We start from the raw sequence: 21,797 nt of genomic DNA, 5'->3' as shown, positions 1-21,797 counted from the left end.
TTGAGCCCTCGTCATGTCGGGAAGTCGACAAAACGCCGAAGTGACTTCACTGGCTGCGGTATACCAGGTGTACGCAGGTTTCAGGTGGTGCGACGATGGCCCTTATGGGGGACAAGGCAAATCTGTTGGAATCAGGTCGATTTGTGGCTCCACCGGATACCGGAAGGTATGCGGTCGCGCCGGCCGGCGCTGCGGCCTGCCCGGACGCCGCCACCACCCCCGCTCCGGAGACGACCGGCACCACCACCACCGCTCCGGAGTCCGCCGCCGAGGCGGAGAAGGAGGCCCGGCACCGCCGCGCCGCCGAAGCCGGTGACCCCGAGTCCGCGGGTGTCCTCGGGGCGCTGCTGCTCCGCCGCGGCGACCTGGACGGGGCGGAACCGCACCTTCGCGCCGCCACCGCCACCGGAGACCGCGCCGCCGCCAACAACCTGGGCGTCCTGCTGCACCAGCGCGGCTACGTCGACGAGGCCGCCGGCTGGTGGCGGATCGCCGCCGTCGCCGGATCCGCCGCCGCCGCGCACTCCCTCGGCCGCTACTGCCGCGAGCGCGGCGACGAGACCGGCGCCGAGTACTGGCTGCGCCAGTCCGCCGAATCCGGGCACGCCCTGGGTGCGTACGCCCTCGGGGACCTGCTGGAGCACCGCAGCGACGTGGGCGCGGAGCGCTGGTTCCGCGTCGCCGCCGAGCAGGGGCACCGGGAGGCCGCGTACCGGCTCGCCCGGATTCTCGACCTGAGCGACCCGGCCCGGCGCGACCGCACCGCCGGCGCCCGCGAGCTCGGCCCCGGCCCGGCCCCGCCGCGCCCCCTGCCGGGCGACGGCGCGGAGCGGGGTGCCTCCGCCGAGGCGGAGCAGTGGTACCGCCAGGCAGCCGCGCGCGGCCACCGGCGTGCCGCCCTGTACCTCGGCACGCTCCTGGAGGAGCGCGGCGAGACCAAGGAGGCCGGCCGCTGGTATCTCAGCGCGGCCAAGGACGGCGAGGCCCGCGCCGCCTGCGCGCTGGGCTTCCTGCTGCGCGACGCGGGCGACCCGGACAGCGCCGCGGTCTGGTGGCGCCGTGCCGCCCAGGACGGGGACGGCAACGCCGCCAACGCCCTGGGCGCGCTGCACGCCGACCGCGGCGAGCCGCAGACCGCGGAGCGCTGGTACCGCGCCGCCCTGGACGCGGGCGACATCAACGGCGCCTTCAACCTCGGGCTGCTCTGCGCCGAGCAGGGCCGCACCGACCAGGCCGAGCAGTGGTACCGCCGCGCGGCCTACGCGGGGCACCGCGAGGCGGCCAACGCCCTGGCCGTCCTGCTGCTTCAGCAGGGCGACGCCGCGGGCGCGGGCCCGTGGTTCTCCAAGGCCGCCGAGGCGGGCAGCGTCGACGCCGCCTTCAACCTCGGCATCCTGCACACCGGGCGGGGCGAGGAGGCCGAGGCACGACGCTGGTACGAGCGCGCCGCGGCGGCCGGGCACACCGAGGCGGCGCTCCAGGTCGCCATCGCCCTGCTGCGGGACGGCGACGAGCGGGAGGCCGAGCGCCATCTGCGCTGCGCCGCGGGCGGCGGCAGCGCGGAGGCGGCCTTCCGCCTCGGCGCGCTGCTGGACCGCAAGGCGCGCGGCCGCTCCGGCGAGCAGGAACCGGAGGCAGGCACGGCCGGTCCGCAGGACGGTCCCGTCGCGGAGAGCGAGGAGTGGTACGAGCGCGCGGCCGAGCAGGGCCACCGCAGGGCGCAGGTGCGGTGCGGGACGCTCGCCGCGGCGCGCGGCGACGTGGTGCGGGCCGCCCGCTGGTACCGCCGGGCCGCCGACGCGGGCAGCCGCAACGGCGCCTTCAACCTCGGCCTGCTCTACGCCCGCGAGGGCAGCGAGCCGGAGGCCGCGCTCTGGTGGACCCGGGCGGCGGAGGCGGGCCACGGGCGGGCGGCGCTGCGGCTGGCCCTGCTGGCGGCCCGGCGCGGCGATCTGGTCGACGCCCAGCAGTGGTGCTCGGAAGCGGTGAAACTGGGCCCGCCGGAGGTGGCGGAGCGCGCGGCGAGACTCCGGGACGCCCTCCGGCAGGAGCTGTCGGCGTAGCGTCCCGGAGCCGTCCTCACCCCGCGGAGCAGGCCGGGCCGCCTGGCCTTTTCCCGCTGTTCCGGGGCCCGTGTCCCGGATTTGCGCTGGTTGTCGCCGACGGGCTAGAGTGGAGACAACGACGCGGGGTGGAGCAGCTCGGTAGCTCGCTGGGCTCATAACCCAGAGGTCGCAGGTTCAAATCCTGTCCCCGCTACTCAGTACGAAGGCCCGGATCTCCAAAATCCGGGCCTTCGTCATGTCCGGAGCCGGGTCGCGCCGCCCGGCGGCCCGCAGCGCCTCGGCGGCTGCCGGGCGCCGGCGCTCCGGTCACCCCCGCGGACCGGTCGCGGCGGAGGGGCCCCGGCTCCCGTGTGCCGGCGGCCCCGTCCCGCTCAGGCGGAGGAGGCGCAGGACGGGCAGAGGCCGTGGTACGTCACGTCGACCGCCGAGATCGTGAAGCCGAAGCGCTCGCTCTCGGGCAGGTCGGCGAGCGGGGTGCCGGTGGGGTGGACGTCCCGCACCGTGCCGCACTGGCCGCACACCAGATGCTGGTGCGGGCGGTGGGCGTTGGGGTCGTACCGCATGGCCCGGCGGTCGGTGGAGACCTCGATCACTTCACCGAGGGAGACCAGCTCACCGAGGGTGTTGTACACCGTCGCGCGCGAGATCTCGGGCAGTCGCGCGGCGGCCCGCGCGTGCACCTCGTCGGCGGTCAGGTGGACATGGTCGCCGTCGAGAACCTCGGCGATGACCCGCCGCTGGGCGGTCATCCGCCAGCCGCGGCCACGGAGGCGGTCCAGTAGGTCACTCATGTCCATCACCTAACGAAATCTGGGGGTCCAGCTTAACAAGCGTGTACCCCGGGCTCCGAACGCGTACGGTCTTCGGGTTCTTCTTGACTTGGACAGTGTCCAATGTAGGATCGGTTTCGCTGTAAACCAAGCTGTGGAGCAACAGAACTGCAGATACTGCAGACAACGCGGGAGGCGTAAGTGACGGTGCAGGGCGAGGCGACAGGGCCGCTGACGACAGAATCCGGGGCTCCGGTCGCGGACAACCAGAACAGTGAGACGGCCGGCGTCGGCGGTCCCGTACTGGTGCAGGACCAGCTGCTGCTGGAGAAGCTCGCGCACTTCAACCGCGAGCGGATCCCGGAGCGGGTCGTGCACGCCCGGGGCGCGGGCGCCTACGGCACCTTCACGGTGACCGCGGACGTGACGAAGTACACCAGGGCGAAGTTCCTCTCCCAGGTGGGCAAGGAGACCGAGGTCTTCCTCCGCTTCTCCACGGTCGCCGGCAACCTCGGCGCCGCCGACGCGGTGCGGGACCCCCGGGGCTTCGCGCTGAAGTTCTACACCGAGGACGGCAACTACGACCTGGTGGGCAACAACACCCCGGTCTTCTTCATCCGGGACGCCATCAAGTTCCCCGACTTCATCCACACCCAGAAGCGCGACCCGTACACCGGTTCGCAGGAGGCGGACAACGTCTTCGACTTCTGGGGGCTCTCCCCGGAGTCGACGCACCAGGTCACCTGGCTCTTCGGCGACCGCGGCATCCCCGCCTCGTACCGCCACATGGACGGCTTCGGCTCGCACACCTTCCAGTGGAACAACGAGGCCGGCGAGGTCTTCTGGGTCAAGTACCACTTCAAGACCGACCAGGGCATCAAGTGCCTGACCCAGGAAGAGGCCAACAAGCTCGCGGGTGAGGACCCGGACAGCCACCAGCGCGACCTGCGCGAGTCCATCGAGCGCGGCGACTACCCGAGCTGGACCGTCGGCGTCCAGATCATGCCCGCGTCCGAGGCGGCGACTTACCGCTTCAACCCGTTCGACCTGACCAAGGTGTGGCCGCACGCGGACTACCCGGTCATCGAGATCGGCAAGCTGGAGCTCAACCGCAACCCGCAGAACATCTTCGCCGAGGTCGAGCAGTCGATCTTCTCCCCGGCGCACTTCGTGCCCGGCATCGGCCCGTCCCCGGACAAGATGCTGCAGGGCCGGCTCTTCGGCTACGGCGACGCCCACCGCTACCGCGTCGGCATCAACGCCGACCAGCTGCCGGTGAACCGCCCGCACGCCACCGAGGCCCGCACCCACGGCCGGGACGGCTTCCTCTACGACGGCCGGCACAACGGCGCCAAGAACTACGAGCCGAACAGCTTCGGCGGTCCGGCGCAGACCGACCGTCCGCTGTGGCAGCCGATTCCCGTCAGCGGTGAGACGGGCGAGGCGGACACCCCCCGGCACGCGGAGGACAACGACTTCGTGCAGGCGGGCAACCTCTACCGGCTCATGAGCGAGGACGAGAAGGAGCGCCTGGTCGGCAACCTCGCGGGCGCCATGAGCGGCGTCACCCGGGACGACATCCTGGAGCGGGCGATCAACAACTTCCGCCAGGCGGATGAGGACTTCGGCAAGCGTCTGGAGGCCGCGGTCCAGGCCCTGCGCGGCTGACCCGGCGCCTGCCGCAAGGACGGAGAGAGCCGGTCCCCTCCGGGGGGCCGGCTCTCTCCGCCGTTCCGGGCGCGGGTTCCTCCGCCGCCCGGACCCCGGCCGTCTTCGCCGGCGGTCCGGGCGGCCCCGCCCCGGCACGGTGGTGCTCAACCCGCCAGAGCGGCCGGCTCCCGGCGCGCCGGCGACCAGCAGCGGATGATGTCCCGGACCGAGACCACCCCCACCGTTTCCTGGTCGTCGAGCACGATCAGATGGCGGAAGCCGCCGTGCGTCATCGCCGCCGCGGCCTCCTCCAGCGTCCAGCCGGGGGCGGCGAAGACGACGTCGGTCGTCGTATGGGCCTGTGCGGTCTCGTGGTCCGGGTCCTGGCCGGCGCCCAGGGAGTCGATGATGTCGCGTTCGGTGAGGATGCCGATGCCACTGGTGTCGGGGTCGTGGACGATGGCGGCGCCGACGCGGCGGTCCGACATCAGACGGGCTGCCTGACGCAGCGTGTGGGCGGGGCCGATGGTGAGGACCACGGTGCTCATGGCGTCACGGACGAGCATGGAGCGGAGCCACCTCCTTCGCGGCTCCCCGGCCGGCCCTCGCGGAACGGCCCGGCGGGAGACGCACAAATGCACAAGCGGGGGAATTCTCATGTTCACATGCGGTCGGCGGGCCGGGCAAGAGGGCGTACGGCGGCGCTCGGGAGCCGCCCGGCGCACCGGTGGCGGGCGCGGCGGGCGGCTGACACGGCGGGCCGGCCTGTGCTAACGCGGATTCAGATAGCCCAGCAGTTCGCTGTGGAGGAGCCCGTTGGACGCCGCGGCGTTGCCGCCGCCGGGCCCGCGCACCCCGTCCAGACCGGTGAACTCCCCGCCGGCCTCGCGCACGATGACCGCGTTGGCCGCCATGTCCCAGAGCGACAGCTCCGGTTCGGCGCACATGTCCACCGAGCCCTCGGCGACCATCATGTACGGCCAGAAGTCGCCGTAGCCGCGCGTCCGCCAGCAGTCGCGGGTCAGATCCAGGAAGCCGTTCAGCCGGCCCTGCTCCTCCCAGCCGGTCAGCGAGGAGTAGGCGAAGGACGCGTCCGAGATCTTCGAGACCTGCGAGACGCGCATCCTGGTCGCGGACGACAGGCTCCGCCCGGTGTACGCGCCCGAGCCCTGCACCGCCCACCAGCGGCGGCCGAGCGCGGGCGCCGAGACCAGCCCCACGACCGGCTGGTGGCCGGACTCGCCGGGCGCCATGAGCGCGATCAGCGTGGCCCAGACCGGCACCCCGCGGACGTAGTTCTTGGTGCCGTCGATCGGGTCGATCACCCAGCGCCGGGGCCCGGACCCCTCGCTGCCGTACTCCTCGCCGAGTACCGCGTCCCGGGGCCGGGCGCGGCGCAGCGAGGTGCGGATCAGCTCCTCGGCGGCCTTGTCCGCCTCGCTCACGGGTGTCATGTCCGGCTTGGTGTCGACCTTGAGGTCGAGGGCCTTGAACCGGCCCATGGTCTGGGCGTCGGCGGCGTCCGCCAGGACATGGGCGAGTCGGAGATCGTCGTGATAGTCGGGCATGTGTGAACAGTATCGACGCAGCTCGCGGCGGGCCACACGGCCGAGTCCGTACGGGAGCGGACGGGGCCCGGACGGGGGCACTCTTGACAGTCCCTGTCGGCGCGTCAATTCTGACCCCACAGCAGCCGTGTGAGACCAGGACGGGGACGCGCCCGGGAGGCGACGATGCCCACAGCACGCGAATCCTTGCTGGACGCCGCGCTCGCGGCACTCTCCGGGCGCCCCTGGCCCGGTGTGCGGATGGTCGACGTGGCGGTGGCCGCCCGGGTGTCCCGGCAGACCCTGTACAACGAGTTCGGCAGCAAGGACGGCCTGGCCCGGGCGCTGGTGCGGCGCGAGGTCGACCGCTATCTCGCGGGCGTCCGGCACGCGCTGGCCGGTCCGCCGCCGGGCGAACCCGGTGAGCGGCTGGCGGCGGTGGCGGACTGGACGGCGCGGACGGCCCGTCACAATCCGCTGGTCCGCGCGGCTCTCACCGGCTGCTGGGGGGAACGGCTGCCCCGCCCGCCCCGTGCGTCCGCCGGGCCGAACCCCGGGCCGTACGTCCCCGCGCAGCGGCGCGCGGACGGCCCGCTGCCCTCGCCGTCCGAACTGGTGGCGCAGATCAGGGATCTGGCGGCGGCGGCGCTGGCGCCGTGCCGGCCGCCGGAGGAGGTCCAGCGGATGGCCGGGGTCTGCGAGATCGCCGTGCGGCTGGCGCTGTCCTGTGTGGTGGCCCCGGTCGGCGAGCAGGAGACCGGCCGGCTGGTCCGGCGGGCCCTGCGCGCGGGCGGCGGTCTCTGAGGCGGACGTCTCCGGGGCGGACGTCTCCGGGGCGGCCGGACCCGCCCCGCGGCCCGCGTGATCCCGCCCGGGCGCCAGGGCAGTTCCCCGGGCGGCCCGGGGGAGTTCCCCGGGCGGCCCGGGGGAGTTCCCCGTACGGGCCGCTCACGGCGGAACCCGGGCGGAGGCGCCGCTCAGTCCTCCTCGCGCCGCTCCCGTGCCGCGAGCAGCCGCCGCAGCGAGTAGAGCCGCTGCGGATCGGCGTGGCCGTCGGCGACCCACTGGTCCAGCGCACAGTCCGGTTCGTCGTGGCTGCACGCCCGGGGGCAGCGCTCCGTGCCCGGGACGAGGTCGGGGAAGGCCAGGACGAACTGGGAGGGGTTCACGTGGTGGAGCCCGAAGGAGCGCACGCCCGGGGTGTCGATCACCCAGCCGCCGCGCCGGCCGTCGGGCGCCCCGGGGGTGTCCGGCAGCGGCAGGGCGAGCGCCGAGGTGGTGGTGTGCCGGCCGCGGCCGGTGACCGCGTTGACCACTCCGGTGGCCCGTGCCCGGTCCGGCACCAGGGCGTTGACCAGCGTCGTCTTGCCGACCCCGGAGTGCCCCACGAAGACGGTGATGCGCCCGGCCAGCCGCTCCCGCACCCGGTCGGCGGCGGCACCCCCGGCCAGCTCCGCGCGGCTGGTCACCACATAGGGCACACCCAGCGGCTCGTAGGTCTCCAGCAGCGGCGCCGCGGGCGCCAGATCCGCCTTGGTGAGAACGAGCAGCGGGTCCAGGCCGGCGTCGAACGCGGCGACGAGGCAGCGGTCGATCAGCCGCGGCCGCGGCTCCGGGTCGGCGAGGGCGGTGACGATGGCGAGCTGGTCGGCGTTGGCGACGATCACCCGCTCGTAGGGATCGTCGTCGTCGGCCGTGCGGCGCAGCACCGAGGAGCGCTTCTCCACCCGGACGATCCGCGCCAGGGTGTCCTTGGCGCCGGACAGGTCTCCGACGATGCCGACCCGGTCGCCGACCACGACGCTCTTGCGGCCCAGTTCGCGGGCCTTCATCGCGGTGACGCTGCGGTCGTCGACGAGGCAGGTGATCCGGCCGCGGTCGACGGTCAGCACCATGCCCTCGGCGGCGTCCTCGTGCTTGGGGCGGATGCTGGTGCGGGGCCGGCTGCCCTTGCCGGGCCGGATCCGGACGTCGTCCTCGTCGGGGTGCTTGCCGTAGCGACGCATCGCGGGACGTCCCTCAGCCCTTCCTGGCGGGGGCCGCGGCCCGGGCCGGGCTCAGCATCTCCGTCCACAGCCGCGGGAAGTCCGGCAGTGTCTTGGCGGTCGTGGCCACGTTCTCGACCTCGACGCCTTCGACCCGCAGGCCGATGACGGCAGCGGCGGTCGCCAGCCGGTGGTCGTCGTAGGTGTGGAAGATCCCGCCGTGCAGCGGGCGGGGCCGGATGCGCAGGCCGTCCTCGGTCTCGCTGACGTCGCCGCCCAGCTCGTTGATCTCCTTGGTGAGCGCCGCGAGCCGGTCGGTCTCGTGCAGCCGCAGATGGGCCACGCCGCGCAGAACCGACTCGGAGTCGGCCAGTGCGGCGACGGCGGCGATGCCGGGGGTCAGCTCGCCCACGTCACCGAGGTCCACGTCGATGCCGTGGATGCGGCCGGTGCCGGTGAACGTCAGGCCCTCGGAGGTGAGTTCGCAGGCGCCACCCATCTCGGTGAAGATCCGGCGCAGCGCGTCACCCGGCTGAGTGGTGTGCTCCGGCCAATCGGGGATGGTGACCCGGCCGCCGGTGACGAGCGCCGCGGCCAGGAACGGCTGGGCGTTCGACAGATCCGGTTCGACGACGAGGTCGCGGCCGAGCAGCGCGCTGTGCGCGACCCGCCAGACGCCGGGTTCGCCGCCCGCCTCCGGGGTGTCCACGGCGGCGCCGGCGGCGCGCAGCATGTCCACGGTCATCCGGATGTGCGGCATGGAGGGCAGGGCGCGGCCCACGTGCCGCAGTTCGATCCCCTGGTTGAAGCGCGGAGCCGACAGCAGCAGCGCGCTGACGAACTGCGAGGAGGAGGAGGCGTCGATCTCGACCCTGCCGCCGTCCAGCGCGCCGCCGCCGTGCACCGTCATCGGCAGGGAGCCGCGGCCCTCGTCGTCGATGCGGGCGCCGAGGGCGCGCAGGCCGTCGATGACGCCGTGCAGCGGGCGCTCGTGGGACCGGGGGTCGCCGTCGAAGCGGATCGGGCCGTCGGCCAGGGCGGCCACCGGCGGCAGGAAGCGCATCACCGTGCCGGCGTTGCCGACGTCCACCGCGGCCGGGCCGTGCAGGCCGGCGGGGATGATCCGCCAGGCCTCGCCGCCGGTGTCGTCACCGGAGTTGGAGGAGACGGTCTCCTCGATGCCGGTGCCCATGGCCCGCAGGGCCTCGGCCATGAGGAGGGTGTCGCGGGAGCGCAGCGGGCGGCGCAGCCAGCCCGGCTCGGAGGCGAGGGCGGCCAGCACCAGGCCGCGGTTCGTGACCGACTTCGAGCCCGGCACCGTGACGGTCGCGTCGACGGGGCCGGACGCGATCGGGGCGGGCCAGAGGGCGGTGTGCTCGGGGGTACCGGTCATAAGCCTCACCTTAATGGCTCGCGGCATGCCGGAAACTTCAACAAAACTGCCGCAACGCGCTCGAAAGGTGTCAGGGGATCATGGTTCGTCCAGCCGTTCCCCGGCCGTCCGGCGCGAGTCCCCCGCCGGTTCGCCGTGGTCTCCGGCCCGGGCCCCGTCCGGCTCCCGCGCCGCGTCCCCGTGGGGTCCGGGCCGGTGGCCGGTCGGCCCCGCGGTCACAGTCCCAGCAGCCAGCGCCCGCCGCCGGTCAGCGAGCAGAGGGTGACGGTGTGGAAGAGGAACAGCCACACCGCCGCCGGCGCGTGCGTCAGCCGCGCGAGCTGGTCCGCGTCGGAGTCGGGTGCCCCGCCCGCCGCCGTACCGCCGGAGCCGAACGGCAGCCCCCGCCTGCCGTAGCGGCGCCGCTTGGCCTGGAGTTCGAAGACCGGCCGTACCCCGCCGAGCAGCAGGAACCACACGACGCCGTAGGCGAAGACCGCCTGGACGTCCGGACCGGTCAGCCAGGAGACGCAGAAGAAGAGGGCACCGGTGACCAGGACGGTCAGCACGCCGTAGGCGTTGCGGATCATCACCAGCATCACGGCGAGCAGCCCCGTCGCGCCCCAGAGCAGCGCGGTGATGTGCCCCGCCGCCAGCAGCCAGGCGCCGCCGAGCCCCAGCAGGGAGGGCGCGGTGTAGCCCGCGGCGGCGGTGAGGATCATGCCGGCGCCGGTGGGCTTCCCCCGGGAGACCGTCAGCCCGGAGGTGTCCGAGTGGAGCCGGATGCCGTCGAGCCGGCGGCCCGTGAGCAGCGCGACCAGCCCGTGGCCGCCCTCGTGGGCGATGGTCACGGCGTTCCGCGCGACCTGCCAGACCGGCCGCCACAGCACGGCCGCCAGCGCGACGGCCGCCGTCGCGAGCACCAGCCAGGAGGCCGGGTCGGGCTGGGAGCCGGTGACGCGATCCCACAGATCGCCGGGGCTGGATATGTCCATCGGGCAGAGGTCCCTCGGTGTGCTTGCGGTGATGTCGGTGCGTCGTGGCAGTCTGGCACTCATGTGCGGCCGATACGCAGCAAGCCGGAACCCGGCGGAACTCGTGGACACCTTCGGGGTGGCGAAGTGGGACCCGTCGGAGACCCTCGCGCCCGACTACAACATCGCCCCGACCAAGACCGTCTACGCGGTCCTGGAGCGCCCGGACAAGGAGACGGAGGCCCCCGGCCCCGTCCGGCAGCTGCGGACGCTGCGCTGGGGGCTCGTTCCGTCCTGGGCGAAGAGCCCGGAGGGCGCCGCGAGGATGATCAACGCGCGGGCGGAGACGGTCCACGAGAAGCCCGCCTACCGCCGTGCCTTCACCTCCCGGCGCTGCCTGGTCCCGGCCGACGGCTACTACGAGTGGACGACCGGGGCCGCCGAGCGGGAGCTGGAGGAGAAGGGCCGCAAGAAGCGGCCGCGCAAGCAGCCGTACTTCGTGACCCCCGTGGACGGCTCCGTGATGGCGATGGCCGGACTGTACGAGTTCTGGCGGGACCGCACGCTGCCCGACGACCACCCCCGGGCATGGTGGGTGACGTGCACGGTGCTCACCACGGAGGCCGAGACCACCCCGCTCCCGGGGACCCGCGGCGGGAGCGGACCCCGGGCGCTGGCGGACATCCACCCCCGGATGCCGCTCGCGCTGCCCGCCGACCGCTGGGACGCCTGGCTGGACCCGCGCACCACCGACCCGGACCGGCTGCGCGAACTGCTCGCCCCGCCCCCGCCCGGCACCGTCCGGGCCTTCCCGGTGCCGACCGAGGTCAGCAACGTCCGCAACAACGGCCCGGAGCTGCTGAAGGAGCTCGACGCGCCCGAGGAGGAGACCCTCTTCTGACGCGGGAGCGGGCCGGCCGGGGAGGATGGCGGCATGGCAGCAGACACCCCGGCCGGAACCCCGGCCACGGCATCCGGCGGACAGCGGGCCGGCACCACCCGGACCACCGGCACCACGACCGTCCCCACCCCCGCCGGTGACGCCCGCGTCACCTGGCACCCGGCTCCACACCCCCGGCTGGTCCTCGCACTCGGGCACGGCGCCGGCGGCGGCATCGAGGCGCGCGACCTGCGGGCCCTGGCCGCCGCACTGCCCGCCCACGGCATCACCGTGGCGCTGGTCGAACAGCCCTGGCGGGTGGCCGGCAAGAAGCTCGCCCCCGCCCCGAAGACCCTCGACGCCGCCTGGACCGCGCTGCGGCCCGCGCTGGCCGCACCCGGCCGGCCGGTCGTCGCGGGCGGACGCAGCGCGGGGGCGCGCGTCGCCTGCCGTACGGCGCGGACGCTCGGGGCCCACGCCGTACTGGCGCTGGCCTTCCCGCTGCACCCGCCCGGTCGGCCGGAGAAGTCCCGCGCGGAGGAGCTGACCGCGGCCGGGGTGCCGCTGCTCGTCGTCCAGGGGACCAGGGACCCGTTCGGCCGCCCGGAGGAGTTCCCGCCCGGGACGGAGATCGCCGCGGTGCCCGGCGGCGACCACGGCTTCGCGGTGCCGAAGAAGGCAGAGGTCTCCCAGGAACGGGCCCTCGACATCCTCACGGAGGCCGTCGCCGGCTGGCTCGACCGGCTGCCGGAGGGGCCGCCTGCGGCGCCGTAGCGGCGCGGGGGAGGCCCGCCGCGCCGCCCGGGGTGACCGCCGCGCCGCCGGGAGGACGGACCGGGAATGCGGCGCGGGAGCCCCGTGTTCTGGAGGAGGTCCGCACATACCGGCCGCCCGCCGGTCACCGCCTCAGCGAGGGAGTCCTCTCCATGGGTTCGACGCAGTGCCCCGCGCGCCCGCAGACCGGCACAGCCACGTGGTCGCGCATCACGCTGCCCGCACCCTCCGGAGCCGCGGCAGGAGGGCATCGTCGTCTATCCTCCGATTCGAGCGGGTCCGCATCCGGATCCGCCACGTCGCTGGAGGAGGTGGGTCCGGTCACCGGGACCGACGCAGGGGCCGAAGACGGCCGCGCCGAGGACAGTCGTACGGCCGAGACGGCGGAGGAGCGCAACGCCCGCTTCGAACGGGACGCCCTTCAGTTCCTCGACCAGATGTACTCCGCCGCGCTGCGCATGACCCGCAACCCGGCGGACGCCGAGGATCTCGTGCAGGAGACCTACGCCAAGGCGTACGGCTCCTTCCACCAGTTCCGCGAGGGCACCAACCTCAAGGCGTGGCTGTACCGCATTCTGACCAACACCTTCATCAACTCGTACCGGAAGAAGCAGCGCGAACCCCAGCGCAGCGCCGCCGAGGAGATCGAGGACTGGCAGCTCGCCCGCGCCGAGTCGCACATGTCCACCGGTCTGCGCTCCGCCGAGTCGCAGGCGCTCGACCGGCTGCCCGACTCGGACGTGAAGTCGGCCCTCCAGGCCATCCCCGAGGAGTTCCGCATCGCGGTCTATCTCGCGGATGTCGAGGGGTTTGCGTACAAGGAGATCGCGGACATCATGGGGACACCCATAGGAACCGTGATGTCGCGGCTCCACCGCGGCCGCCGCCAGCTGCGCGGCCTGCTGGAGGACTACGCCCGTGAGCGCGGGCTCGTCCCCGCCGGTGCAGGTGCTGCGCCGGGCGAGTCGCACGATTCGAAAGGCTCGGGCTCATGAGCTGCGGCAACCCGCACGAGATCGACTGCTCGGAGATTCTCGACCACCTGTACGAGTTTCTCGACCAGGAAATGCCGGCCGGGGACCGCGCCAAGTTCGAGACGCACATCGACGAGTGCTCGCCGTGCCTGGAGAAGTACGGCCTGGAGCAGGCCGTGAAGAAGCTCGTCAAGCGCTGTTGCGGCCATGACGACGTGCCCGCAGACCTCCGCTCGAAGGTCATGGGCCGGATCGAACTGGTCCGCTCCGGCCAGGCCGTCCCGGAGAAGCCGGTGATGGAACGCCGGGCCGCCGAGCGCGATCCCGGGTCCTGCGGCACCGCCGAGGCCCCCCGGGAGACGGACTCCTCCGCGGCCGCCGCCCGCGCCGATTCGGCCTGACGGACTCCGATTCACCCGAAGGGACGAATCGGGGTCTCCCGGGCCCCTTCGATCCGCCGAACCCCCCGCCTCCCGGCGTCCGCCGTCCTATCCTCACCGGTCTGACGCGCCCACGGAGCCGTGGGCGCGGGACCGGCGGGAGGACGCTCCATGCGAGTGGTGCCACGGGGGGCGCGCGCGTATCTGTTCTGCGTCACGCTCGCCGCCGCGGTGTCCGCCGCCCCCGCGCTGCTCCCCGGGGCCCGCACCCCCTGGGCGGCCGTGGCCCTGCTCGCCGCTCTGTACACCCTCTGCGGCGGGCTCGCCCGGCTTCCCTTTCCCGGCTTCCCGCCGTTCCCCGGCGTCACCGGGCGAGCGGCCGCGCCGGGCGGTGGCGGTGTGCGGACGGGCCGTCCGTCCGCCGCGGGGAGCTTCGCGCCGGTCCTGCTCGCCGGAGCGTTTCTGCTGCCGCCCGCCGCCGCGGCCCTCGTCCCCGTACCCGGCGCGCTCGCCGGCCGGGTGGAGCGGCGGCCGGTGGGGCTCCGCCGCCTCTGGAACGCCGTACGGCTCTCCCTCGCCACCTGCGCCGCGGCCCACGTCCACGCGCGGGCCGCCGACGCGGCCGGCGGGCCCCTCGGCGCCGGTGACTTCCCCGGCGCCCTGCTCCCCGCGGCCGCCGGCGCCGGCGCCTACTGCCTGGTGCTCGCCCTGCTGGACTGGGGCATCCTCGTCACGGCCGAGGGGCTGCCGGCCCGCGACGCCTCCCGGGGCCTGCCGCGCACCCTGCCGCCCCATCTTCTGCACGGCCCGGCCGGGCTGCTCGCCGCGGCCCTGTGGCACAGCCCGTACGGCCCCGCCACGGCGGCGGCCGCGCTGCTGCCGATGTCCCTCTCCGGCTGGGTGCTCGCCCGGTACCACCACGAGCACGCCGCCCACCAGGCCACCATCCGCGCCCTCGTCCAGGCCGTCGGCATCAAGGACCACTACACCCGCGGCCACAGCGAGCGGGTCGGCCGCGCCTCCGTCCTGATCGCGCGCGAACTCGGCCTGGCCGGTGACCGGCTGGAGGCCCTGCGCTTCGCCGGCGTGCTGCACGACATCGGCAAGATCGGCGTCCCCACCCGGCTGCTGCGCAAGGACGGGCCGCTGACGCCCGAGGAGCGCCGCCTCATCCAGCTCCACCCCGAGTACGGGGACGAGATGGTGCGGGGCATCGCCTTCCTGGAGGAGGCGCGCGCCGCCATCCTCCACCACCACGAGCGGCTGGACGGGCGCGGCTATCCGTACGGGCTGAGCGGCGACAGGATCCCCGAATCGGCGCGGGTCGTCGCGGTCGCCGACGCCTTCGACGCCATGACCTCCACCCGCTCCTACCGGCGGGCCCGGCCGGTCGGCGAGGCCGTCGCGGAGCTCCGCCGCTGCGCCGGGTCCCAGTTCGATCCGCGCATGGTGCGGGCGCTCTGCCGGGCGCTGGAACGGCACGGCTGGCATCCGGCGGCCGCGGCGTACACCGAGGCGCGGCCGGGGCGCGGAGGGGTCCTGCCCCCGTCGCGCACGGCCGCATCCGGCGGCCGGACGGGAGCGCGGGAGGCGCCGGGAGCGGGGGAGCGGCGGGGACCGGGCCGCGGCCCGCACGGAGGTGTCGCCCGGTGAGCCCCGGCGGAGCGGCCGCGGAGCCCCGGGCGGCGCGCCCGGGGGCCGGGGCCGTTCTCCTTCTGGCGGCGGCCGCGCTGCTGGCGGCCGGGGCGCTCGGCCGGACGCTCGCCCAGGGCGTCACGGGCCCGCGCACCGCGCTCGCCTTCGGCGCGCTGATCGCCGTCGGCGAGCTCCTCCGCTGCGGACCGGACCGGCGCGGCCCCGCGCCGCTGGCCGCCGCCGGCGCGGTGGGATACGCGTTCCTGGGCCCGGCCGTCGGGGACCCCGGCCGCCCGGACGGCCCCGGGGTCCTCCAGACCGTCGCGGTCGTCCTCGTGGCCGGGCTGGCCGGCCCGGCCGGTGCGGTGCTGTCCGCCCGTTCCGGCGACGGTGGCCGGGACGGGCGGACCGCCGAGGACACCCGGACCGCCGTGGACGCCCGGCACGCCCGGGACCGGCTGGGCCGCCGGGTGCTGACCGCCGGGTTCGCCGCCTGCTGCGTCCAGCCGCTGTCCCACCCGGAGGCACTGCCCGTCTGGACCGGCGGCGGTCCGGGCCGGGCGCTGTACCTGCTGCTCGCCGCGGTCCTCACCGCGCAGTGCGACACCGCGCTCCGTGCCGTGTTCGCCCGCTCCCGGCGCGAAAGCCCGTCCGGGACGCGGTTCCGTGACGAGCCGCGGGCGCGGGCGGGCCCCGCGGCGGTGGTCTGCGGCACCGGCGCCCTGCTGGCCCCGGCCGTGGACGTCGCCGGCCTGTGGGCGCTGCCCGCCTTCTGCCTGCCGCTGCTGCCGGCCCTGTACGCCCACCGCCGCTACGAGGAGGTCCGGGCCACCTGCCGCCAGACCATCGCCTCCCTCGCCCGTGCCACCGAGATCGCCGGCTGCGTCCCCGTGGGCCACGCCCGCCGGGTCGCCGCGCTCAGCCGGGACGTCGGACGCGAACTGGGGCTCTCCGGGCCCGAGCTGGACGTCGTCGAGTACGCCGCGCTGCTGCACGACGTCGGCCGGCTCTCCCTCCCGGACCCCGCGCCCGGCGGGGCGGGGGAGCTCCCGGCCGAGGACCGCCGCCGGATCGCCCGGCTCGGCGGCGCGGTCGTCCGGCAGACCGGGGTGCCCTCCGAGGTGGCCGTGGTCGTCGAGCGGCAGGCGGACCCGTGCCCGGAGCAGCCGCTGCCCACCCGCATCATCCGGGCCGTCGACGCCTACGACGATCTGACGGACGGCGCCGGCCGTCCCGCCGGCGCCGAGGCGCTGGACCGGCTCCGGCGGGACGACGGGGAGGAGTACGAACCCCGGGTCGTCGACGCGCTCGCCAGGGTGCTCTCCCGCGGCGGTGCCGGGCCCTGACGGCCGGAGGACCGGGCCCCGGCGGACCGGGGCGGCGGAATGCCGGAGCGGCGCGGGTGGCGGAGAGCCCCGGGCGGCAGGGCGGAGAGCGGGGAGCGGGCGGGAACGGGGCCGTGGCGCGGGCGCCCCGGCGGACATGGTTGGATGCGGCCCAGAGGGATTCGGAGGCCGTCCGCGCGGCAAAGAGCTGTGGTGGGCGCCGATATCCGGGCTGAGGCGACGGCCGAAGTGTGGCAGGTTGTCCTCAGGGAGGAAGACGCGTCCCCGGTGCTTCGCGCACCGCATCCGGCCCCGGGCCGGCTGGAGCAGGGCAGAAGGACACGGAGCGAACCGGCAGGCGGGAATCGTGAAGATCTTCGGCAAGGTACGGAACCGGCCCTCCGCCTCCTGGCGGCAGGCGACCGACCGCGCTTTCACGCTGATCGGCGACGGCCGGTACGAGGACGCGGGAGCGCTGCTGACGCGCGCCGCGGACATGGAGCCCTGGCTCTCCGAGTCCTGGTTCAACCTGGCCCTGCTGCACAAGTTCCGGCACGACTGGGAGCAGGCGCGCACGGCCGGCCTGCGCGCGGTCGCCCTGCTGGACCGGGACACCGGCGCCCCGGACTGGTGGAACGTCGGCATCGCCGCCACCGCCCTGCAGGACTGGCCGCTGGCCCGCCGCGCCTGGCAGGCGTACGGGCTCCGCGTCCGCGGCGACCAGGGCGCGGACGCCCCCGTCGGCGAGCCGGTGGGCATGGAGCTGGGCAGCGCCGCCGTACGGCTGTCGCCGGAGGGCGAGGCCGAGGTCGTGTGGGGCCGCCGGCTGGACCCCGCGCGGATCGAGGTGCTGAGCATCCCGCTGCCGTCCTCCGGGCGCCGCTGGGGCGAGGTCGTCCTGCACGACGGCGTCCCGCGCGGTGAGCGGCTGACCGCGGCCGGGCCCTCGTACCCCGTCTTCGACGAGATCGAGCTGTGGGCGCCGTCCCCGGTGCCGACCTGGGTGGTGCTGCTGGAGGCGGCGGCCGAGGCCGACCGGGACGCCCTGGAGCGGCTGGCCGCGGACGCCGGGTTCGCCGCCGAGGACTGGTCCTCCTCGGTGCGGCTGCTCTGCCGCACCTGTTCCGAGAGCCGGATGCCGAGCGCCGAGGGCGACGGGGAGCACCTGGACCCGCACGACCACAGCGTCCCGGGCCACCCGGGCCCGCTGGGCCACCGCACCGCGGGTGACCGCTGGGTCGCGGAGCGCGAGTGCGGCATAGCCGCGCCTCCCGGGCTGGTCCGCGGCCTCCTCGACGGCTGGGTCGCCGACAGCCCGGACACCCGCGCCTGGCGGGATCTCGAAGAGGTCTGCTGAACGGCCCTCCCCGGTGCCCGTACCCTGTACGGGCAGCACCACGAGGGTTCTTCAGGGAAGGCGTACGGCGGACATGGCCCAGCAGGACAGCGCACGGCAGGCGGCGGAGGGGACACCGGCCGCGGAGGCTCCGGAGCCCGCGGAGTCCGGGGAGGACCTGGAGTTCTCCGACGACACGGCCGACGCCGAGGAGCGCGAGCGGGCGCACCGCGAGCGGGGCACGGCCCGCCCGATCACCGTGGTGGGCAATCCGGTGCTGCACCGCCGGTGCCAGGACGTCACCGAGTTCGACGACAAGCTCGCGCAGCTGATCGACGACATGTTCGCCAGCCAGCGCGCGGCGGAGGGCGTCGGCCTGGCGGCCAATCAGATCGGCGTGGACCTGCGGGTGTTCGTCTACGACTGCCCGGACGACGACGGCGTGCGCCACGTCGGCGCCATCTGCAACCCGGTCATCGAGGAACTGCCGGCCGAGCGCCGGGTGCTGGACGAGTCCAACGAGGGCTGCCTGTCCGTCCCGACCGCCTACGCCCCGCTGGCGCGCCCGGACTACGCGGTCTGCCGCGGCCAGGACGCCCAGGGCAAGCCGATCGTGGTCCGCGGCACCGGCTATTTCGCGCGCTGCCTCCAGCACGAGACCGATCACCTCGACGGCTATCTCTACATCGACCGGCTGTCGAAGCGGGACCGCAAGGACGCCCTGCGGCAGATGGCCGAGGGCACACCGCGCTACGAGACGGTGCCGAACGACTGACCACGGCGGTGCGGCGGCCGGCCGCCGTCTCCCCGGTCCCTTCCCCGCCGGTGACTCCCGGGAAAGCCCCGGGAGTTGACCCGGAGCCCGCGTTTACGGAGGCGGCGGAGTCGTTTACGACGATTCCGCCGCTTTCTGTTCGACTTCCGTACGGTTGACGCGCGTCGACCGTACCGTCAGTCTCTTCCGTACCGAATCCCCACTCGTTGGAGGCACTTGTGATCAGACGTGTCGCACGGCTCGTGGTCGCCTTTGTCATGCTCATGACCGGTCTGACCGCCGGGGCGCTCGCCACCGCCGGGACCGCGCAGGCCGACAGCTGTTACACCTGGTCCCGCACCCTCTCCCAGGGCGCCTCGGGCGCCGACGTCAGCCAGCTGCAGATCCGCGTCGCCGGCTACCCCGGCACCGGCGGGGTCCTGGCCATCGACGGCTCGTACGGACCGGCGACCGCGGCCGCGGTCAAGCGCTTCCAGGCCGCGTACGGGCTGGCCGCGGACGGTGTCGCCGGCCCCGCGACGTTCAGCAAGATCTACGCGCTGCAGGACAACGACTGCACACCGGCCCACTTCTCGTACAGCGAGCTCAACCAGTGCAACAGCAGCTGGGCCGGCGGCGCGGTCAGCGCCGCCACCGCCAAGTCCAACGCACTGCGCACCATGTGGAAGCTGGAGGCGATGCGGCACGCACTCGGCGACCAGCCGATCCGGGTGACCAGCGGCTTCCGCTCCACCGCCTGCAACAACGCCGCCGGCGGCTCCGCCAGCAGCCGCCATCTCTACGGTGACGCGGCCGACCTGGGTGTCTCCCCGCACTCCCTGTGCACCCTGGCCAAGGCCGCCCGCAACCACGGCTTCCGCGAGATCCTCGGCCCGGGCTACCAGGGGCACGACGACCACACCCACGTCGCCCACCGGTCGAACCGGTTCTGGTCCGCGTCGAGGTGCGGCATCTGACGCGATCCTCCCCGCCCCGGCGGGACCGGCGCCGGGCCGCTCCGTCCGCTCCCCGCGGACGGAGCGGCCCGTGCCGGGGCCGGGCGCAGCGGCGTTGCTCCCGGCCGGGCCGAACGGAGGGTCCGGGCGGCGCCGGCGCGGGTCACCGGGCACCTGCTGCCGGTGAACTCCCACGCCGGGCACCGCGGTGGTTCAACCGTCGTCCAGCGCGTTCAGATAGGCGAAGGCCAGTTCCGGGGACCGTTGCACAATGGCGGTGAGCGACGCGGCGATCACCAGGGACAGGGCCGGGGCCACCCGGAGCGCGACGGTGCGCCGCACCGGTCCGCGGCGGGCGCTCAGTGACGCCAGCGGCAGCCCCACGGTGAGCAGGATCAGGGCGAGCAGGGACAGCGGCCTGACCGACAGCGCATACAGAGCGCCCCAGGGCTGCGACCAGGCGGCGAGATGCCGGACCCACACGGCAAGGGACACCAGGAGGCAGGCCGGCGGTGCCGCGGCGATGGCTGTGGCCAGCCCGGCGGAGCCGGTCAGCAGGACGAGCGTCACGAGGCAGGCCACACCTGCCGAGGTGACCACCCAGAGGTCGAGCAGATTGTCGGCCGGGCCGGAGCCTCCGGCCCGCTCCGCCGCCGGAAGGGCCCAGCGCGCGGCCATCGCGCCGACCGCGGCCCCGCAGACCGCCGGGACGACCGCGACGGGGAGGAAGGCGCCGCCCAGGCCGCAGCCCGGCGCCGTCGACGCGTCCCCGGGAGCCGTGCGGACGCTCCAGCGCCAGGCCAGGAACGCCAGGACGGCCAGCGCGGCGGCGATCTCGGTCTCGCGGCCGGTGAACATCGCGGCAGCGTTGTACCCGTTCCACCAGACCGTCCAGCCGCCGCCCGCCGGTGAGTCGCCGAAGATGTGAAAGTGCAGAGCGGTGTCCAGCCCCGCCCAGAACGCCCCGGTGAACAGGGCCAGGTTGACCGCTGCGGCCACCAGCGGATCCCAGCGCGTCCGCCGGCCCGCCGGGCGCCCGCCGGCCCAGAGCCCCGCCAGGACGATGCTGCACCCCGCCGCACCGGCGACGGCGACCGGCACGGTCACCAGGGTGCTCCACAGGCCGAACGGTCCCGTCGTCCGGATGAGTCCGGTGGCCCACAGCTGCGCCAGCAGCCCGAGCAGAAGCCCGGCCGGCAGGGCGAGGAGCAGCCGGCGGGTTCCCGGCGGCCGGTCGGCAGCCCGGCCGGCCAGGACCCCCGTCCACAGAGGTACCCCCCAGGCCGCGGCCAGGGCGAGCCCGGCCGGCACCGCGGCCGTGTGCAGCTGGTCTCCCCACGGGAGCAGGCGATGGGGCCCCTGCGGCAACGCGGCGGCCAGCGCGGGGAGGAACATGCCCACCAGCAGGCCGACCGCCGCCGTTCCCGTGACCGAACTGCGCAGGACGAGGTCGGGGCGGCGTACGGCGGCCAGTCTCCGTGCGGGGGACGGGTGCAGGGCGAAGGGACGGCGCCACCACCGTACGGAGGAGTCCGCCCGGTAGGTGAGCAGGGCCTGCAGTGCCCCGGGCGACCGGCCGTGGACGGACCGGAGATCCGCCTCGTACTCGCGGCGTCGCAGCAGGGCGGCCGCGACCACAGCGGCCGTGCCCAGGAGCAGCACGGCCCGCAGCCCGTAGTCGAGGTAGAAGGGGCTGGAGAACATCTCCCACACCAGCCCGGGCAGGAGGCCCGGCAAGGAGGAGAGCAACGGTGCGCCGCCGGCGGACAGCAGTGCGCTCACAAGGTCTTGGAGCAGCGGGACCGCCAGCACGGCGAGCACCGCCCAGAGGACGCCGCGCGTCAGCCAGGCCAGGGTGATGTCTCCGGCGGCGACGTGCGCTGTCTCGTGCCGTATGAGGGCCAAGCGTTGCTCGGGCGGCAGACCCGCGGCCCCCGGCGGCAGGACGATCCGGGCCCGGCCGTGGTGGGCGTAGGCGAACGCCTCCCGCAACCGCAGCCCGCCGCGCAGGACTTCCGGTGCCCGCCGGAGCCCCAACTCACGCGCGGCCTCAGCGGCCGGGTCGCTCCAGCCGGGCGGCGCGGGGACGAGCGGGCCGGCTCGGCGGGCGAGCAGCAGGGGCAGCAGCCGCATCAGGAACAGACCGAGCGCGAGCGTCACCGCGGCGCCCGCCATCACGAAGACGTCCATCTCCTGCTGCACGTCGGCCGTGCATTCCTGCAGGTGCGCGAGCGCAGCCGCGGAACGCCGGGGGTCGGGCTGCGGCCCTGCCGGGGCCTCCCGTTCGTACACGGCCGAGCACTGCTCCAAGGCCCGCGCGGGGGCGCTGCCCCGGAGGCCGACGAAGAGCACCCGGCCCGCGTATCCGCCGGCCAGCAGCAGGACGAGCAGCAGGAGCACGTACCGTCCCCGGCCGGGG

19 protein-coding genes and 1 tRNA gene are annotated in these 21,797 nt (G+C 74.8%); 13 read left to right on the top strand and 7 right to left on the bottom strand.

The genetic code is table 11. From position 1 onward, the window contains the following. Positions 1-95: 95 nt before the first annotated feature. Complete coding sequence (locus E4N63_RS10650; RefSeq protein WP_125623258.1) at positions 96-2,063, top strand: tetratricopeptide repeat protein; 1,968 nt, start codon at positions 96-98, stop codon at positions 2,061-2,063. Positions 2,064-2,185: 122 nt separating this feature from the next. Then, positions 2,186-2,259, top strand: a tRNA-Met gene (locus E4N63_RS10645). Positions 2,260-2,437: 178 nt separating this feature from the next. Here the strand turns inward: E4N63_RS10645 and E4N63_RS10640 are convergent. Continuing rightward, a complete protein-coding gene (locus E4N63_RS10640) occupies positions 2,438-2,857 on the bottom strand; it encodes a Fur family transcriptional regulator (RefSeq protein WP_039822397.1) in 420 nt (139 codons plus the stop codon). A gap of 180 nt (positions 2,858-3,037) precedes the next feature. On the opposite strand from E4N63_RS10640, the gene E4N63_RS10635 reads away from it, so the two are divergent. After that, positions 3,038-4,504 carry a catalase gene (locus E4N63_RS10635; RefSeq protein WP_125623257.1) on the top strand — a complete coding sequence of 489 codons (1,467 nt, stop codon included), beginning with the start codon at positions 3,038-3,040 and terminating at the stop codon, positions 4,502-4,504. 146 nt (positions 4,505-4,650) lie between these two features. Here E4N63_RS10635 and E4N63_RS10630 read toward each other — a convergent pair whose 3' ends face one another. Beyond that, positions 4,651-5,052: a cyclic nucleotide-binding/CBS domain-containing protein gene (locus E4N63_RS10630; protein WP_043459413.1), complete on the bottom strand. Its 402-nt coding sequence runs from the start codon at positions 5,050-5,052 to the stop codon at positions 4,651-4,653. Positions 5,053-5,256: 204 nt separating this feature from the next. Next, the gene (gene hisN / locus E4N63_RS10625; protein ID WP_019706343.1) at positions 5,257-6,054 is read right to left on the bottom strand and encodes a histidinol-phosphatase; all 798 of its coding nucleotides are present in this window, start codon (positions 6,052-6,054) and stop codon (positions 5,257-5,259) included. Positions 6,055-6,219: 165 nt separating this feature from the next. On the opposite strand from hisN, the gene E4N63_RS10620 reads away from it, so the two are divergent. Next, positions 6,220-6,837: a TetR/AcrR family transcriptional regulator gene (locus E4N63_RS10620; protein WP_230240515.1), complete on the top strand. Its 618-nt coding sequence runs from the start codon at positions 6,220-6,222 to the stop codon at positions 6,835-6,837. A 173-nt stretch (positions 6,838-7,010) separates the two neighbouring features. On the opposite strand, the gene rsgA is transcribed toward E4N63_RS10620, so the two are convergent. The 3 genes from rsgA to E4N63_RS10605 all read right to left on the bottom strand — a co-directional run bounded on the left by rsgA (position 7,011) and on the right by E4N63_RS10605 (position 10,385). Beyond that, positions 7,011-8,039 (bottom strand): ribosome small subunit-dependent GTPase A, encoded by a 1,029-nt coding sequence (rsgA, locus tag E4N63_RS10615; RefSeq protein ID WP_230240514.1) that lies wholly within the window; start codon positions 8,037-8,039, stop codon positions 7,011-7,013. Positions 8,040-8,052: 13 nt separating this feature from the next. Continuing rightward, positions 8,053-9,411: a 3-phosphoshikimate 1-carboxyvinyltransferase gene (gene aroA / locus E4N63_RS10610; protein ID WP_230240513.1), complete on the bottom strand. Its 1,359-nt coding sequence runs from the start codon at positions 9,409-9,411 to the stop codon at positions 8,053-8,055. Positions 9,412-9,626: 215 nt separating this feature from the next. Continuing rightward, positions 9,627-10,385, bottom strand: coding sequence for a M50 family metallopeptidase (locus E4N63_RS10605; protein ID WP_230242433.1), 759 nt, complete (start codon positions 10,383-10,385; stop codon positions 9,627-9,629). Positions 10,386-10,446: 61 nt separating this feature from the next. Between E4N63_RS10605 and E4N63_RS10600 the strand changes: the two genes are divergently transcribed. From E4N63_RS10600 to E4N63_RS10560, 9 genes are all read left to right on the top strand, one after another. Then, entirely contained in the window at positions 10,447-11,265 is an 819-nt protein-coding gene (locus E4N63_RS10600) for an SOS response-associated peptidase (RefSeq protein WP_125623254.1), read from the top strand. A gap of 33 nt (positions 11,266-11,298) precedes the next feature. After that, entirely contained in the window at positions 11,299-12,018 is a 720-nt protein-coding gene (locus tag E4N63_RS10595; RefSeq protein ID WP_230240512.1) for an alpha/beta family hydrolase, read from the top strand. A gap of 311 nt (positions 12,019-12,329) precedes the next feature. Beyond that, positions 12,330-13,013 carry a sigma-70 family RNA polymerase sigma factor gene (locus tag E4N63_RS10590; RefSeq protein WP_019710128.1) on the top strand — a complete coding sequence of 228 codons (684 nt, stop codon included), beginning with the start codon at positions 12,330-12,332 and terminating at the stop codon, positions 13,011-13,013. Then, complete coding sequence (rsrA, locus tag E4N63_RS10585; RefSeq protein ID WP_125623252.1) at positions 13,010-13,393, top strand: mycothiol system anti-sigma-R factor; 384 nt, start codon at positions 13,010-13,012, stop codon at positions 13,391-13,393. The genes E4N63_RS10590 and rsrA overlap by 4 nt, the downstream gene beginning before the upstream one ends. Before the next feature lie 150 nt (positions 13,394-13,543). Beyond that, positions 13,544-15,025, top strand: a complete 1,482-nt coding sequence (locus E4N63_RS10580; RefSeq protein WP_230240511.1) for an HD-GYP domain-containing protein — start codon at positions 13,544-13,546, stop codon at positions 15,023-15,025. Further along, the gene (locus E4N63_RS10575; protein ID WP_230240510.1) at positions 15,022-16,353 is read left to right on the top strand and encodes an HD domain-containing protein; all 1,332 of its coding nucleotides are present in this window, start codon (positions 15,022-15,024) and stop codon (positions 16,351-16,353) included. The genes E4N63_RS10580 and E4N63_RS10575 overlap by 4 nt, the downstream gene beginning before the upstream one ends. A 346-nt stretch (positions 16,354-16,699) precedes the next feature. Beyond that, a complete protein-coding gene (locus E4N63_RS10570; RefSeq protein WP_125623250.1) occupies positions 16,700-17,689 on the top strand; it encodes a hypothetical protein in 990 nt (329 codons plus the stop codon). A gap of 73 nt (positions 17,690-17,762) precedes the next feature. Further along, a complete protein-coding gene (gene def, locus E4N63_RS10565; RefSeq protein ID WP_125623249.1) occupies positions 17,763-18,443 on the top strand; it encodes a peptide deformylase in 681 nt (226 codons plus the stop codon). A gap of 218 nt (positions 18,444-18,661) precedes the next feature. After that, positions 18,662-19,399: a D-Ala-D-Ala carboxypeptidase family metallohydrolase gene (locus tag E4N63_RS10560; protein ID WP_125623248.1), complete on the top strand. Its 738-nt coding sequence runs from the start codon at positions 18,662-18,664 to the stop codon at positions 19,397-19,399. Between the two features lie 192 nt (positions 19,400-19,591). Here the strand turns inward: E4N63_RS10560 and E4N63_RS10555 are convergent, their stop codons facing one another. After that, positions 19,592-21,778 carry a M48 family metalloprotease gene (locus E4N63_RS10555; RefSeq protein WP_230240509.1) on the bottom strand — a complete coding sequence of 729 codons (2,187 nt, stop codon included), beginning with the start codon at positions 21,776-21,778 and terminating at the stop codon, positions 19,592-19,594. Between the last annotated feature and the right edge of the window lie 19 nt (positions 21,779-21,797).

The sequence above is a fragment of the Streptomyces sp. MNU89 genome (genome assembly GCF_020982505.1).
Classification (GTDB): Bacteria; Actinomycetota; Actinomycetes; order Streptomycetales; family Streptomycetaceae; genus Streptomyces; species Streptomyces xinghaiensis.
The sequence above is the reverse complement of the archived record's forward strand: the minus strand, read 5'-3'. Positions and strand labels throughout refer to the sequence as shown.

What these genes read in the sequence shown, in the direction of transcription:
- E4N63_RS10595 (WP_230240512.1), top strand. Translation starts at nt 11,299, where the DNA reads ATGGCAGCAGACACCCCGGCCGGAACCCCGGCCACGGCATCCGGCGGA.
- rsgA (WP_230240514.1), bottom strand. Translation starts at nt 8,039, where the DNA reads ATGCGTCGCTACGGCAAGCACCCCGACGAGGACGACGTCCGGATCCGG.
- def (WP_125623249.1), top strand. Translation starts at nt 17,763, where the DNA reads ATGGCCCAGCAGGACAGCGCACGGCAGGCGGCGGAGGGGACACCGGCC.
- E4N63_RS10650 (WP_125623258.1), top strand. Translation starts at nt 96, where the DNA reads ATGGCCCTTATGGGGGACAAGGCAAATCTGTTGGAATCAGGTCGATTT.
- E4N63_RS10630 (WP_043459413.1), bottom strand. Translation starts at nt 5,052, where the DNA reads ATGCTCGTCCGTGACGCCATGAGCACCGTGGTCCTCACCATCGGCCCC.
- rsrA (WP_125623252.1), top strand. Translation starts at nt 13,010, where the DNA reads ATGAGCTGCGGCAACCCGCACGAGATCGACTGCTCGGAGATTCTCGAC.
- E4N63_RS10605 (WP_230242433.1), bottom strand. Translation starts at nt 10,385, where the DNA reads ATGGACATATCCAGCCCCGGCGATCTGTGGGATCGCGTCACCGGCTCC.
- aroA (WP_230240513.1), bottom strand. Translation starts at nt 9,411, where the DNA reads ATGACCGGTACCCCCGAGCACACCGCCCTCTGGCCCGCCCCGATCGCG.
- hisN (WP_019706343.1), bottom strand. Translation starts at nt 6,054, where the DNA reads ATGCCCGACTATCACGACGATCTCCGACTCGCCCATGTCCTGGCGGAC.
- E4N63_RS10600 (WP_125623254.1), top strand. Translation starts at nt 10,447, where the DNA reads ATGTGCGGCCGATACGCAGCAAGCCGGAACCCGGCGGAACTCGTGGAC.
- E4N63_RS10640 (WP_039822397.1), bottom strand. Translation starts at nt 2,857, where the DNA reads ATGAGTGACCTACTGGACCGCCTCCGTGGCCGCGGCTGGCGGATGACC.
- E4N63_RS10580 (WP_230240511.1), top strand. Translation starts at nt 13,544, where the DNA reads ATGCGAGTGGTGCCACGGGGGGCGCGCGCGTATCTGTTCTGCGTCACG.
- E4N63_RS10620 (WP_230240515.1), top strand. Translation starts at nt 6,220, where the DNA reads ATGCCCACAGCACGCGAATCCTTGCTGGACGCCGCGCTCGCGGCACTC.